This is a genomic window from Streptomyces sp. NPDC054796, from assembly GCF_053611545.1.
Genome location: NZ_JBSHAO010000016.1, coordinates 91718 through 105267, shown reverse-complemented (window position 1 = coordinate 105267; position 13550 = coordinate 91718). Strand labels below are relative to the sequence as shown.

Sequence of the window (13550 nt, the reverse complement as noted above, 5' to 3'; positions counted from 1 at the left end):
CGGCAGGGGCTCCAGAGGGCTTTCCCTGCCGGGCGGCGCCCGAAGACTCGCGGTGCCGCCCACCCCGTCGAGGAGGGCGGCAGCGGCTACGGCTTCTCGGACCGGTAGTAGCGCCGCGCCCCCTCGTGCAGGGGCAGCGGATCGGTGTAGATCGCGGTACGCAGGTCCACCTTCTGCGCCGCGTGCACCTCGCGCCCGATCTGGTCCCTGCTGCCGATCACGGAGCGGGTGATGCCCTCGGTCAGCGCCGCGTCCGTGCGGTCCGTGGTGACCAGGAGGTTGGCGATGGCGACGGTCTTCACCGACTCGCCCTGCTGGACGGAGGGGTAGGCGTCGGGCGGCATGACGGCGGCCCGGTAGTAGCGGGTCTCGGGCTGCTGCGCGTGCAGCGCGGGCACGAGATCGCCGAGCTGCACGAGCTGGATGTCGGTGCGCGCGGCGAGCCGCTCGACCGCCGTCGTCGGCAGGCCGCCCGACCAGAAGAAGGCATCCAGTTCGCCGTCCTCCATCAGCTCCGGCATGCGGTCGATCCCCGCGCGCACCGCGTGCACGTCGTGCTCGATGTCCAGGCCCGCCGCGCGCAGCAGCCGCCCGGCGATCAGATTGACCCCCGAGCGCTCCTGGCCCACCCCCACGGAGAGCCCCTTGAGGTCCTTGGCGCTGCGCACCGTGGAGCCCGCGGGGACAATGAGCTGCATGTAGTCGTCGTAGAGCCGCGCGCACGCCCGCAGCCGGTCGGCGCCCGGGCCGCGTTTCGCGCGGTATGTCGCCACCGCGTCCGCCGCCGCGATGGTGAAGGCGGCCTTGCCCGAGGCGACCCTGTCGATGTTCTGCACCGAGCCCTGGCTGGGCTGGAGCCGCAGGTCCACCCGGGGCAGCTCGCGGGCCAGCCGCTCCTTGAGGAGGGTGCCGTAGCGCGCGTAGACGCCCGTGGGCACCCCCGTCGCGAAGGTGACGGTCCCCCCGGGCGTCGCGCCGCCGCCCGGCGCCAGCCACCACGCCAGCAGCCCGAGCACGACGGCCGCCGCCCCGGCGGCGCGCAGCGCCCGCGACCGCGCGCGGCGAGGCGACGCGGGACCGCCGGTGGCGGCGTCGCGCTCTGTGCGGGAGCGGCCGGAGCGGCCGGGGAAACGGAGGCTGACCATGGGCGGGCATCCTGCCAGCCCCCGGCCGGGGAAGGGAGGGGCGGGGGCGCGGGGCGAGCGCGTACCCTGGTCGACTGAGATGACTGCGAAGACTTATGAGCTGCGGACGTTCGGCTGCCAGATGAACGTCCACGACAGCGAGCGGATGGCGGGTCTGCTGGAGGACGCGGGCTATGTGCGCGCGCCCAAGGACGCGGACGGCGCGGACGTCGTCGTGTTCAACACCTGCGCGGTGCGGGAGAACGCCGACAACAGGCTGTACGGCAACCTCGGCCAGCTCGCGCCGAAGAAGGCCGCGCGGCCCGGGATGCAGATCGCCGTGGGCGGCTGCCTGGCGCAGAAGGACCGCGACACCATCGTCCGCAAGGCCCCCTGGGTCGACGTGGTCTTCGGCACCCACAACGTCGGCAAGCTGCCGGTGCTGCTGGAGCGCGCCCGCGTCCAGGAGGAGGCGCAGGTCGAGATCGCCGAGTCCCTGGAGGCGTTCCCCTCGACGCTGCCGACGCGGCGCGAGAGCGCCTACGCGGCCTGGGTCTCCGTCTCCGTGGGCTGCAACAACACCTGCACCTTCTGCATCGTCCCGCAACTGCGCGGCAAGGAGAAGGACCGCCGCCCCGGTGACATCCTCGCCGAGGTCGAGGCCCTGGTCGCCGAGGGCGTCTCCGAGATCACGCTGCTCGGCCAGAACGTCAACGCGTACGGCTCGGACATCGGCGACCGCGAGGCGTTCAGCAAGCTGCTGCGCGCCTGCGGCCGGATCGAGGGCCTGGAGCGCGTCCGCTTCACCTCACCGCACCCCCGCGACTTCACGGACGACGTCATCGCCGCCATGGCCGAGACCCCGAACGTGATGCCCCAGTTGCACATGCCGCTCCAGTCGGGCTCCTCGCGCGTGCTCAAGGCGATGCGCCGCTCGTACCGCCAGGAGCGCTTCCTCGGCATCATCGAGAACGTCCGCGCGGCCATGCCGGACGCGGCCATCTCCACCGACATCATCGTGGGCTTCCCCGGCGAGACCGAGGAGGACTTCCAGGAGACGCTGCACGTGGTGCGCGAGGCGCGCTTCGCGCAGGCGTTCACCTTCCAGTACAGCAAGCGCCCCGGGACCCCGGCCGCCGAGATGGACGGGCAGATCCCCAAGGAGGTCGTCCAGGAGCGCTACGAGCGGCTCGTGGCGCTCCAGGAGGAGATCTCCTGGGAGGAGAACAAGAAGCAGGTGGGCCGCACCCTGGAGGTCCTGGTCGCCGAGGGCGAGGGCCGCAAGGACGACGCCACGCACCGCCTCTCGGGCCGCGCCCCCGACAACCGGCTCGTCCACTTCACCAGGCCGGACGAGCCCGTACGCCCCGGTGACACGGTCACTGTCGAGGTCACCTACGCGGCACCCCACCACCTCCTCGCCGAGGGCCCCGCCTCCGCCGTGCGCCGCACGCGCGCGGGCGACGCCTGGGAGCGGCGCCAGGCGGCACCGCAGGAGCCGGCGGGGCCTGGCCAGGGCGTCATGCTGGGCCTGCCCACCGTGGGAGCCCCTGCGCCGCTGCCCGCCGCCGAGCAGGGCGCCTGCGGCACCTGCTGAGCGAGGACACCGGCGAGAACACCGGGAGAGGACGCGGCACGCATGGCGAACTGGGGGCTCTTCGTCGAGTCGGCCACCGGCTACCGCACCCGCGAGTGGACGATGCGGCAGCTCGGCTCCGTCGAGGGCACGCGCGAGGAGGCGCTCGCGCGGCTCAAGGAGCACGCCGCGGGCTTCGCGCCCGAGCACCCGCGGCGGCCCAAGCGCAAGCAGCTCCACCGCACGGCCGACGACGGCTTCCTGCTGACGGTGCACGGCTCCGTCGACACCTTCACCTGCCGCTTCACCGTGGCCGAGCTGCTGTATGACAGTGACAACGGCGGCAACACGGGCGCGGGAACATAACCCTGCCCGCGCCTCGCGTAACACGGACGGGCGCCGCGTGGGTGTGGGAAGAGCTGGCGTAGACCTCTAAGCTGCGCAGCATGCTTGTCGCCGCTGCCGTATGTCCCAGTCCGCCCCTGCTCGTGCCCGAGGTCGCGGCCGGGGCCGCGCACGAGATGGATGACGCGCGCGCCGCCTGTTACGACGCCCTCGGCGTCCTGGCCGCCTCCCGGCCCGACCGGCTGGTGGTCCTCGGCCCCGCCGAACAGCCGGCCCGCGGCCCCCACCCGCAGGGCGCCCGCGGTTCCTTCCGCGGCTACGGAGTCGATCTGGAGGTGAGCCTCGGCAAGGGCGAGCCCGCGCACCGCGAGCTGCCGCCCTCCCTTGCCGTCGCCGCCTGGCTCCTGGCCCGTACGGACTGGACGGCGGCGCCCGTCGAGGGCCTCGGCGTGGGCGAGCCGCTCACCCGCGACCGCTGCGCCGCCTCCGGCAAGGAGCTGGCCCAGAGCGCGGACCGCGTCGCGATGCTCGTCATGGGCGACGGCACCAACTGCCGCACCCTGAAGGCTCCCGGCTACTTCGACGAGCGCGCCGCGGCCTTCGACGCCGAGGCGGCCCGCGCGCTGGGCTCCGCCGACACGGGGGCGCTGCTGGCGCTGGACGAGGAGCTGGCGTACGAGCTGAAGGCCACGGGCCGCGCCTGCTGGCAGGTGCTGGCGGGCGCCGCGGAGGGCGCGCGGCTCGACGGGCGGCTGCTGTACGACGAGGCGCCGTACGGGGTCGGCTACATGGTCGCGAGCTGGTCGTGACCGGCAGCCCGTAGCCCGCGGGCCCGCGCGGTCCGGGACGTGGGCATGCGGCCCGCACACGCGGCGCGTACGCCCGTGCCGGACCTGTCCCGGACACACGTGTGGGGTGCACGGCCGCGCGGGCCGCGCACCCCACACGCCCCGCGGTCCTTCGGCGGACCGGAGGCCGGAGCCGCAGGGATCAGTGGCCGCCGGGGCCCCGGCCGCCGCCGGCGCTTCCGCCGCCCTTGCCCTGGTCGGGCCCGAGGCGCGTCGCGGCGTCCTTCGCCTTCTCTGTGCCGGTCCTGATCTGGCTGCTGTACTTGCCCTTGGTCTTCGAATCGGCCACCTGCGCGGCCTTGTCCAGGCCCTTGGAGACCTTGTCCCCGTGCTGGCCCAGCAGGCCCTTGACCTTGTCCATGAACCCCATGGCGGTCACCTTTCTCCAGTCCTTGCTTCCCGTGGGGAACGGTCTGCTCGCGGGCGCTCTCGCCCCCGTCTTCGTCTGTCACGGCGTCGGCCACGGGAGCCGACGTCTTCTCCGACGTCCAGGGCGTCCCATCCGTTCCCGGGAGCCGGTCCCTCGTACGGGTCCGGCCGCCTTGGCCGCATGCGCCGGACAGAGGGCGCAGAATCTTCGCGAATACGCCCATATCTGCTCCAGACCTTACTCGTGCGGGCGAAATCTCGCGCCTTACGGGGGGCTCGCGTCGCCGTGCTTCGGCCCTCCGGTGCCCTTCCCGCGCCCCTCCGGCGGCCTCCGTGGGCCCTTCCTGCGGCACCGTCCGGTCACCGGCCCCGGAACCCCGCGCCGGGCAACGACACCGCGCACCCGGTGTCACGTCGCTCGTTCGAGAAGGGCGGGCGGGGTTTGGGAGACTTGCGGAGTGAACGCCGCACCCGATCCCGCGCCCGCACCCGCCTCCGCCCGCAGTGCCCCGCCCGTCGTCGCCGTCGTCGGCCCGACCGCCGCCGGCAAGTCCGACCTGGGCGTCGCGCTCGCCCGCCACCTGGGCGGTGAGGTCGTCAACGCGGACTCCATGCAGCTCTACCGCGGCATGGACATCGGCACCGCCAAGCTCACCCCCGAGGAGCGTGCGGGTGTACCGCACCACCTCCTGGACGTCTGGGAGGTCACGGAGGCGGCGAGCGTCGCGGAGTACCAGCGCCTCGCCCGCGCCCGGATCGACCTCCTGCGCGCAGAGGGCCGCACCCCCGTCCTCGTCGGCGGCTCGGGGCTGTACGTGAGGGGCGCGATCGACGCCATGGAGTTCCCCGGAACCGACCCGGCGGTACGTTCCCGGCTGGAGGCGGAGCTGGCCGAGCACGGCCCCGGTGAGCTGCACCGCCGCCTGGCCGCCGCCGATCCGGAGGCGGCGCGGGCCATCCTGCCCGGCAACGGCCGCCGCATCGTGCGCGCCCTGGAGGTCATCGAGATCACCGGGCGCCCCTTCACCGCCAACCTGCCGGGACACGAGTCGGTCTACGACACCGTCCAGATCGGCGTCGACGTCGCCAGGCCCGAGCTGGACGCGCGCATCGCGGACCGCGTCGACCGCATGTGGCGGGCCGGTTTGGTGGACGAGGTGCGCGCACTGGAGGCCGCGGGGCTGCGCGAGGGCCGTACGGCCTCCCGGGCGCTCGGCTACCAGCAGGTGCTGTCAGCGCTGGCCGGAGAGTGTACGGAGGAGGAGGCGCGGACCGAGACCGTCCGCGCGACGAAGCGCTTCGCGCGGCGCCAGGACTCGTGGTTCCGCAGGGATCCGCGCGTGCACTGGCTCAGCGGCGCGGCCGACGACCGGGGGCAACTCACCGGCCGGGCGCTCGCCTTGCTGGAAGAAGCGGTCACAGCCTGATCACGTGATGGCATCGGGACGCGCTGGGGGTCATGGCGGACTGCGTGGCCGTGCCATCATCGACCATCGTTCGGAGCCGTGAAACCGGAAGTTGGGAGGGCACGTGGCGATGGAGGCCGGCCCTCGTGACAACGAAGAGACCACGGTCGGTGCCCCCCGGGACCCCCGGGACGCGCGCGAGAACCGGGACCCGCGCGACGACTCGCGCGACCCCCAGGGCGTGGTGGGCCCCCGGGACGCGGCGGAACCGGAGCGCCGGAACGATCCGCCGCTCCCTGAAGGCCCCGGTGCCCCCGGGACTCCCGGGACCGACGTCCCCGACGTCTCCGGGGCCGACGATCCGGAGCCTGACGATCCTGATCCCGACGGCGCCGTGCCCTCGGACGCCGCGGCCCCTGTGGAGCCGCACGAGCTGCGCCCCCAGCGGAAGCTGCGGCTGTGGCAGCTCGCCCCGATCGTCGTCCTGGGCGCGCTCGGCTCGCTGATGTTCGCCTTCCCCCTCGCCTTCGAGCCCGGCGGCGGCTCGGGCGCCGTCGTCTCGATGCTCGGGCTGCTGATCTGCGGCTGCGCCGCGGGCTGGGGCGTCATGGCGGCGCGCCGTGTGGGCCAGTCCTGGCCGGGGCTGCCCGCGCGCGGCTCGGGGCAGCGCACCGACTGGCGGGTGGTCGTGCTGTACGCGGTGGTCGTCGGCACCGTCGTCGCGCTCGCGATCTGGCGCGTGGCCCGACTGCGCTGACCTCCCCTTCCGCCCCGTCCCGCGCGGCCGGGGCGGCGGCTCCGGACCGTGCCGCACTCCCGTACGATCGGGAAGGTGACCAGCGTGCAGCAGCCCCTGCCGTTCCTGAAGGGACACGGCACGGAGAACGACTTCGTGATCATTCCGGATCCGGACGGGAAGCTCGACCTGTCCGCGCGGGACGTGGCGCGCCTGTGCGACCGCCGCGCCGGGATCGGCGGCGACGGCCTGCTGCGGGTCGTGCGCGCCGCGGCGCACCCCGAGGCGCGGGCCATGGCCGACGAGGCCGAGTGGTTCATGGACTACCGCAACAGCGACGGCTCCGTTGCGGAGATGTGCGGCAACGGCGTGCGCGTCTTCGCGCGCTGCCTGGAGCGCTTCGGGCTGGCCGAGGCCGGTGATCTGGCCATCGCGACCCGCGCGGGGGTGCGCCGCGCGCACCTCGCCAAGAGCGGCACCGAGGGCACCGGGGGCGCCAGGGGCACCGAGGACGGCGGGGTCACCGTCTCGATGGGCCGCGCGGAGCTGCCGGAGGACGGCGTCACGGTGCGCGTCGGGGAGCGTGCCTGGGCCGCGCGGCACGTCTCCATGGGCAACCCGCACGCCGTCGCCTTCGTCGAGGACCTCGCCCACGCGGGCAGCCTGCTGGAGGCTCCAGTCGTCGAGCCCGCCGCCGCGTATCCGGACGGCACGAACGTGGAGTTCGTCGTCGACCGCGGCCCCCGTCACGTCGCCCTGCGCGTGCACGAGCGCGGCTCGGGCGAGACCCGCTCGTGCGGCACGGGAGCGTGCGCGGTGATGGTCGCCGCCGCCCGCCGCGACGGCGCGGACCCGGTGGCCGACGGGCAGCCCGTGACGTACACCGTGGACGTCCCCGGCGGACGGCTGGTGATCACCGAACGTGCCGACGGCGAGATCGAGATGACGGGTCCCGCCGTCATCGTCGCCGAGGGGACCGTCGACCCGGAGTGGCTCGACGGCCAGGAAGTCTGAGGGGCGTATTCCGGGCATCCCGCGCAGTTACGGCACATCCGCTGTTCAAACGTCGCACGATGGAGTGATCCGCTTCACGGTGTGCGAGACCCGGTCAGCGGTGCGTGATGTGGTCTGTAGCATCACAGCCCCGGGCCTGTGGGGGTGTGCATGAACGGGAGGTGCCCATGAGCGAGTGCGGCGAGCGAGCCGGTACGGGGAGGACGCCGCGCGGACGCGGGGCCCGGCGAGCCGGGGTACGCGGCGGGGCCGGCGCATGAGCTCCGTACGGAACCTGCGGAATCTGCGGAAACTCAGCCGTGCGGCCCTTCTGGGGCACGCGCCGCGCCGCGACGGCCTCCCCGACGCCATCGAGCACGTCGCCAAGGTCCACCGCGCGCACTACCCGCGCGCCGACCTCGGTGCCCTGCGCCGGGCCTACGTCCTCGCGGAGTCCTCGCACCGCGGCCAGATGCGCAAGAGCGGCGAGCCGTACATCACCCACCCGCTCGCCGTCACCCTGCTCCTGGCCCAACTCGGCGCCGAGACCACGACCTTGACCGCCTCCCTGCTCCACGACACGGTCGAGGACACCGAGGTCACCCTGGAGCAGGTGCGCAGGGAGTTCGGGGACGAGGTCAGCTATCTGGTCGACGGCGTCACCAAGCTGGAGAAGGTCGACTACGGCGCGGCGGCCGAGCCCGAGACCTTCCGCAAGATGCTCGTGGCCACCGGCAACGACGTGCGCGTGATGTCCATCAAGCTCGCCGACCGGCTGCACAACATGCGCACCCTGGGGGTGATGCGCCCGGAGAAGCAGGCGCGCATCGCCAAGGTGACCCGCGATGTGCTGATCCCGCTGGCCGAACGGCTCGGGGTGCAGGCGCTCAAGAGCGAGCTGGAGGACCTGGTCTTCGCGATCCTCCACCCCGAAGAGCACGCGCGCACCCGGGAGATGATCCAGGAGCACGCCCGGCGCACCGATCCGCTCACCGAGATCGCCGCCTCCGTACGGAGGGTGCTGCGCGAGGCGGGCATCGCCGCGCAGGTCCTCATCCGGCCGCGCCACACCGTCTCCGTGCACCGGCTGCACATGAAACGCGGTGAGCTGAGCGCCTGCGACTTCGGACGGCTGCTGATCCTCGTCGAGGACGACGCCGACTGCTACGGGGTGCTGGGCGAGCTGCACACCTGTTTCACGCCGGTGATCTCGGAGTTCAAGGACTTCATCGCGGTACCGAAGTTCAACCTGTACCAGTCGCTGCACACCGCCTTCGCCGACGGCAACGGGCGCGTCGCCGAGGTCCTCGTCCGCACCCGGCGCATGCACCGCGTGGCCGAGGCCGGGGTGATCGCGCTCGGCAACCCCTACGTGGCGCCGCAGGGCGAGCAGGAGGGCGCGGGCGGCGACGCGGCGAGCGCGGGGGCGGAAGCGGCGGGCGGCGTGCCTGGAGCGGCGACGGAGCGCACCGACCCCACGCGCCCCGGCTGGCTCTCCCGCCTTCTGGAGTGGCAGAGCCACGCCACCGACACCGACACCTTCTGGGCCGAGCTGCGCGACGAGCTGTCCCAGGACCGCGAGATCACCGTCTACTGCGCCTCTCCCGGCCTCGCCTCGGCCCCGAGCGGCGGAGCCCTGCCCCTCCCGGCCGGTGCCTCCTGCGTGGACGCCGCCTACGCCCGCTACGGCGAGGCGGCACACCGCTGCATCGGCGCCCGCGTCAACGGGCGGCTCGCGGCGCTGAGCACGGTCCTGCGCGACGGTGACGCGCTCCAGCTCTTCCTGGAGCCGACGGCGACGGCCGGGCCCTCCGGCCCCTCGCCCGAGTGGCTGGAGCACGCGCGTACGCCCGCGGCGCGCATCGCCATCCGCCACTGGCTGGCCTCCCACCCGGCCGACACCGCAGGGGAGCCGCGCACGGCGGAGACGGCAGGGACGGATGGCGGCGCGGGTGAGCCCGTGCCGGAGCCCGTCGGCGCGCGGGGCGGCCCAGGCGCGCCCGGGCCGGGGGTCTGCACGGCGGAGCCCGGCGGCGTCCTGTGCCCCACGACGGAGGCCCCCGCCGCCGGAACCGGCGCACTCCCGGACCCCGGCTCCGCGCCCGGCCCGGCGAACGGCACCGGTACTGGCACCGGCACTGGCACAGGTACCGCCCTTGGCGCCGACGAGGCCGCGGCGCCCCTTCCCGAGGGCGCCGAGCCCGAGCCCGAGTCCGACCCCGGGGCCGGCACCGAGACCGAGGCCGCCCCCGTCGTCACCGACCACCCCGACACCGTTGTGCGCCTCGCGCGCTGCTGCACACCCGTACCGCGCGACGCCGTCACCGGGTTCACCGTGCGCGGCGGCGCCGTCACGGTGCACCGCGACAGCTGCCAGGCCGTGGCCCGTATGCGCTCCGCCGGACGGCGCGCGGTCCCCGTGCGCTGGGAGCAGGGCGCGGCCGGGTGCCGGGTCACGCTCCGCGCCGAGGCGTTCGGCCGCCCCCGGCTGCTCGCCGACCTCACCGAGACCATCGCCTCCCAGGGAGCGGCGGTCGTCTCCGCCGACGTCGAACCGCCGCGCGAACAGCGCGTGCGCCACACGTACACGCTCCAACTCCCCGACGCGACGGGCCTCCCCGCCCTCATGCGCGCCATGCGCCGCGTCCCGGGGGTCTACGACGTCACGCGCGCCGTCCGCCCCGTGACCACCGGCTGAGGCCCCGCACAGCGGACCGCGCCGGGCAAGCGCGGGACCGGCCGGGCCCACCAGGACCGGGCCGGAATCCATTCGGGTGGGCCGCTGCCGCGCCGCCCCCGCGCGCGGCCGGTCTGCTGATAGCCGTGTGTGCATGGCCATCACACCCCCTGGAGCGGTCCCCACGGACCGGCCGCCGCGTCCTGCCTCCGTCCGGACCCTGCGGCGCCGCTTCGGCACGGCGGGCGCCGTCGCCGCCACCGCGCTGGCGCTCGTCGCGGCCGATCTCCCGGCCCCTCGCGCCCTGGGCATCGGCGACCGCCTCTTCCCCGAACTGGGCAATCCCGGCTACGACGTGAGCGCGTACGACATCGCCCTGCGCTACGGAGGAGACAACACCAAGCCCCTCGAAGCCCGCACGGTCATCGAGGCGCGCGTGACCTCCCGCTCCCTCTCCCGCGTCAACCTCGACTTCGCGGGCGGCCAGGTGCGTTCCGTACGCGTCAACGGGGACCGCGCGGCGTACACGGGCAGGAACGAGGACCTGGTGCTCACCCCGGAGGACCCGCTGTACCGGGGCCAGACGCTGCGCATCGAGGTCCGGCACACCAGCCCCGTCAAGGGCGTCAAGGGCAGCGGCTGGGTGCGCACGTCGGACGGGCTGGCCATGGCCAACCAGGCGGACGCGGCGCACCGGGTCTTCCCCTGCAACGACCACCCCTCCGACAAGGCGCGCTTCACCTTCCGCGTCACCGCGCCGAGGAAGCTCACTGCGGTAGCGGGCGGCGAACTGACCGGCAAGAGGCGCGAAGGAGCCGCCACCACCTGGACGTACGAATCGGCCCACCCCATGGCGACCGAACTGGCGCAGGTTTCCGTAGGGCGCTCCGCCGTCCTGCGCCGCCAGGGGCCGCACGGGCTGCCGGTGCGGGACGTGGTGCCCCGTGGGGACGCGGCGAAGCTGGAGCCGTGGCTCGCGAAGACCCCGGAGCAGATCGCGTGGATGGAGCGCCGGGCGGGCCCGTACCCCTTCGAGAACTACGGGCTGCTGGTGGCCGACGCGCAGACCGGCTTCGAGCTGGAGACCCAGACCCTTTCGCTCTTCGAACGGCACCTGTTCACCTCCCCCGACTACCCCTCCTGGTACAAGGAGTCGGTCATGGTGCACGAACTGGCGCACCAGTGGTTCGGCAACAGCGTCTCCCCGCGCACCTGGGGCGACCTGTGGCTCAACGAGGGGCACGCCACCTGGTACGAGTGGGCCTACGCGCAGAAGGCGGGCGGCTTCCCCGTCGAGCGCAGGGTGCGCGCCGCGTACCGGGAGTCGGACGCCTGGCGCGAGAAGTACGGGCCTCCCGCCGCGCTGCGTACCGACACCCCCGACGGCAAGATCGGCATCTTCCGCAGCATCGTCTACGACGGCTCGGCCGTGGTCCTCTACGCCCTGCGCCAGAAGCTCGGCGCGGAGGACTTCGCCCGCCTGGAGCGCCTGTGGGTCTCCCGCCACCAGGACGGCAACGCCGACACCGCCGACTTCATCGCCATGGTCAACGAGGTCGCGGGGCGTGACCTGACAGGCTTCATGAAAGGCTGGCTCTACGGAGAGAAGACCCCGCCGATGCCGGGCCACCCGAAGTGGCGCGCGGCCTGAGCCCGGAACGGGCCCAGGACCCGAGCCCGGAACGGGCCCGGACCCGCGGCCGGTAAATCCGGGTGACGGGCCGACCGCGCCGTGCGACGATCCTTGACGTCGCGAGGTACGGCGGACGGTTCCGGGGAATCAATCCGGACGGGCACGCGTTGACCTGGCGCAGACTTTTCTCACCGACACCGACGTAAAGGATCCAATGACCTTCTCCTCCTCCCTTCCGCAGAACGGCGGCCCGGGCCACGAAGACCGGCGCCCCGCCGAGAGCACTCGCCGAGCCGATGCCCTGATGGAAGAGGACGTTGCTTGGAGTCACGAGATCGACGGGGAGCGTGACGGCGACCAGTTCGACCGCTCCGAGCGGGCCGCACTGCGGCGCGTGGCCGGACTCTCCACCGAGCTGGAGGACGTCACCGAGGTCGAGTACCGGCAGCTCCGCCTGGAGCGCGTCGTGCTGGTCGGTGTCTGGACCTCCGGCACGTCGCAGGACGCCGAGAACTCCCTCTCCGAGCTGGCGGCCCTCGCCGAGACGGCGGGCGCCCTCGTCCTCGACGGCGTCATCCAGCGCCGCGACAAGCCGGACCCCGCCACGTACATCGGCTCCGGCAAGGCGCAGGAGCTGCGGGACATCGTGCTGGAGAGCGGCGCCGACACCGTCGTGTGCGACGGTGAGCTGAGCCCGGGCCAGCTCATCCACCTCGAAGACGTGGTCAAGGTCAAGGTGGTGGACCGCACCGCGCTGATCCTGGACATCTTCGCGCAGCACGCCAAGTCCCGCGAGGGCAAGGCGCAGGTCGCACTGGCACAGATGCAGTACATGCTGCCCAGGCTCCGTGGCTGGGGTCAGTCGCTGTCCCGTCAGATGGGTGGCGGTGGCTCCGGTTCGGCGGGTGGCGGCATGGCCACGCGTGGTCCCGGTGAGACCAAGATCGAGACGGACCGTCGCCGCATCCGCGAGAAGATGGCGAAGATGCGCCGCGAGATCGCGGAGATGAAGACGGGCCGCGAGATCAAGCGCCAGGAGCGCCGTCGCCACAAGGTGCCCTCCGTCGCCATCGCCGGATACACGAACGCGGGCAAGTCCTCGCTGCTCAACCGCCTCACGGGCGCGGGCGTCCTGGTGGAGAACGCACTGTTCGCCACCCTGGACCCCACCGTGCGCAAGGCGGAGACCCCCAGCGGGCGGCTGTACACGCTGGCCGACACCGTCGGCTTCGTGCGCCACCTGCCGCACCACCTGGTCGAGGCGTTCCGCTCCACCATGGAGGAGGTCGGCGACGCCGATCTCATCGTGCACGTGGTGGACGGCTCGCACCCGGCGCCCGAGGAGCAGCTCGCCTCGGTCCGCGAGGTGATCCGTGACGTCGGCGCCGCCGACGTCCCCGAGATCGTCGTCGTGAACAAGGCGGACGCCGCCGATCCGCTCGTGCTCCAGCGGCTGCTGCGCGCGGAGAAGCACGCGATGCTCGTCTCCGCGCGCACGGGCCAGGGCATCGAGGAGCTGAAGGCACTCATCGACGACGAGCTGCCCCGCCCCTCGGTCGAGCTGGAGGTCCTCCTGCCGTACACGAAGGGGAAGCTCGTCTCCCGGGTGCACAACGAGGGCGAGGTGCTCTCCGAGGAGCACACGGGCAACGGCACCCTGCTGAAGGCGCGCGTGCACGAGGAGCTGGCGGCCGAGCTGCGGGCCTACGAACCGCACGTCATCGCCTGACACCGGCGCCTGACACCGGCGCGCTCTCAGCGCGTACGGAAAGGGCCCGCCCCCTCGTGCGAGGGGGCGGGCCCTTCCGCTGTCGGGCGTCACACCTGGACCGGAAGGTGTCAC

Annotated in this window: 11 protein-coding genes; 9 read left to right on the top strand and 2 right to left on the bottom strand. The window is 73.5% G+C overall.

Annotated features, from left to right (window positions below; genetic code table 11):
- Positions 1-86: 86 nt before the first annotated feature.
- Positions 87-1145 carry a TAXI family TRAP transporter solute-binding subunit gene (locus ACWGJ2_RS16155; protein ID WP_453346724.1) on the bottom strand — a complete coding sequence of 353 codons (1059 nt, stop codon included), beginning with the start codon at positions 1143-1145 and terminating at the stop codon, positions 87-89.
- Positions 1146-1224: 79 nt separating this feature from the next.
- Here ACWGJ2_RS16155 and miaB point away from each other — a divergent pair, with 79 nt between their 5' ends.
- The 3 genes from miaB (at position 1225) to ACWGJ2_RS16140 (ending at position 3854) form a co-directional block, all read left to right on the top strand.
- On the top strand, positions 1225-2721 hold the full coding sequence (gene miaB / locus ACWGJ2_RS16150; RefSeq protein ID WP_453346723.1) for a tRNA (N6-isopentenyl adenosine(37)-C2)-methylthiotransferase MiaB: 1497 nt from the start codon (positions 1225-1227) through the stop codon (positions 2719-2721).
- A gap of 42 nt (positions 2722-2763) precedes the next feature.
- Positions 2764-3066: a hypothetical protein gene (locus ACWGJ2_RS16145; protein WP_453346722.1), complete on the top strand. Its 303-nt coding sequence runs from the start codon at positions 2764-2766 to the stop codon at positions 3064-3066.
- 80 nt (positions 3067-3146) lie between these two features.
- Positions 3147-3854: a class III extradiol dioxygenase subunit B-like domain-containing protein gene (locus ACWGJ2_RS16140; RefSeq protein ID WP_453346721.1), complete on the top strand. Its 708-nt coding sequence runs from the start codon at positions 3147-3149 to the stop codon at positions 3852-3854.
- Between the two features lie 181 nt (positions 3855-4035).
- Here ACWGJ2_RS16140 and ACWGJ2_RS16135 read toward each other — a convergent pair whose 3' ends face one another.
- On the bottom strand, positions 4036-4263 hold the full coding sequence (locus tag ACWGJ2_RS16135) for an antitoxin (RefSeq protein WP_453346720.1): 228 nt from the start codon (positions 4261-4263) through the stop codon (positions 4036-4038).
- Between the two features lie 457 nt (positions 4264-4720).
- On the opposite strand from ACWGJ2_RS16135, the gene miaA reads away from it, so the two are divergent.
- The 6 genes from miaA (at position 4721) to hflX (ending at position 13436) form a co-directional block, all read left to right on the top strand.
- Positions 4721-5689 (top strand): tRNA (adenosine(37)-N6)-dimethylallyltransferase MiaA, encoded by a 969-nt coding sequence (gene miaA / locus ACWGJ2_RS16130; protein WP_453346719.1) that lies wholly within the window; start codon positions 4721-4723, stop codon positions 5687-5689.
- Between the two features lie 109 nt (positions 5690-5798).
- Positions 5799-6425 carry a hypothetical protein gene (locus tag ACWGJ2_RS16125; RefSeq protein WP_453346755.1) on the top strand — a complete coding sequence of 209 codons (627 nt, stop codon included), beginning with the start codon at positions 5799-5801 and terminating at the stop codon, positions 6423-6425.
- A gap of 75 nt (positions 6426-6500) precedes the next feature.
- Positions 6501-7418, top strand: a complete 918-nt coding sequence (dapF, locus tag ACWGJ2_RS16120) for a diaminopimelate epimerase (RefSeq protein WP_453346718.1) — start codon at positions 6501-6503, stop codon at positions 7416-7418.
- A gap of 256 nt (positions 7419-7674) precedes the next feature.
- A complete protein-coding gene (locus tag ACWGJ2_RS16115) occupies positions 7675-10095 on the top strand; it encodes a RelA/SpoT family protein (protein ID WP_453346717.1) in 2421 nt (806 codons plus the stop codon).
- A 133-nt stretch (positions 10096-10228) separates the two neighbouring features.
- Complete coding sequence (locus ACWGJ2_RS16110; RefSeq protein ID WP_453346716.1) at positions 10229-11725, top strand: M1 family metallopeptidase; 1497 nt, start codon at positions 10229-10231, stop codon at positions 11723-11725.
- A 196-nt stretch (positions 11726-11921) separates the two neighbouring features.
- Positions 11922-13436, top strand: a complete 1515-nt coding sequence (gene hflX / locus ACWGJ2_RS16105) for a GTPase HflX (protein ID WP_453346715.1) — start codon at positions 11922-11924, stop codon at positions 13434-13436.
- The last annotated feature ends 114 nt before the right edge of the window (positions 13437-13550 follow it).

Excerpts from the sequence above, each read along its gene's own strand:
- ACWGJ2_RS16155 (WP_453346724.1), bottom strand. The coding sequence starts at position 1,145 with ATGGTCAGCCTCCGTTTCCCCGGCCGCTCCGGCCGCTCCCGCACAGAG.
- miaB (WP_453346723.1), top strand. The coding sequence starts at position 1,225 with ATGACTGCGAAGACTTATGAGCTGCGGACGTTCGGCTGCCAGATGAAC.
- ACWGJ2_RS16145 (WP_453346722.1), top strand. The coding sequence starts at position 2,764 with ATGGCGAACTGGGGGCTCTTCGTCGAGTCGGCCACCGGCTACCGCACC.
- ACWGJ2_RS16140 (WP_453346721.1), top strand. The coding sequence starts at position 3,147 with ATGCTTGTCGCCGCTGCCGTATGTCCCAGTCCGCCCCTGCTCGTGCCC.
- ACWGJ2_RS16135 (WP_453346720.1), bottom strand. The coding sequence starts at position 4,263 with ATGGGGTTCATGGACAAGGTCAAGGGCCTGCTGGGCCAGCACGGGGAC.
- ACWGJ2_RS16125 (WP_453346755.1), top strand. The coding sequence starts at position 5,799 with ATGGAGGCCGGCCCTCGTGACAACGAAGAGACCACGGTCGGTGCCCCC.
- ACWGJ2_RS16115 (WP_453346717.1), top strand. The coding sequence starts at position 7,675 with ATGAGCTCCGTACGGAACCTGCGGAATCTGCGGAAACTCAGCCGTGCG.
- ACWGJ2_RS16110 (WP_453346716.1), top strand. The coding sequence starts at position 10,229 with ATGGCCATCACACCCCCTGGAGCGGTCCCCACGGACCGGCCGCCGCGT.
- hflX (WP_453346715.1), top strand. The coding sequence starts at position 11,922 with ATGACCTTCTCCTCCTCCCTTCCGCAGAACGGCGGCCCGGGCCACGAA.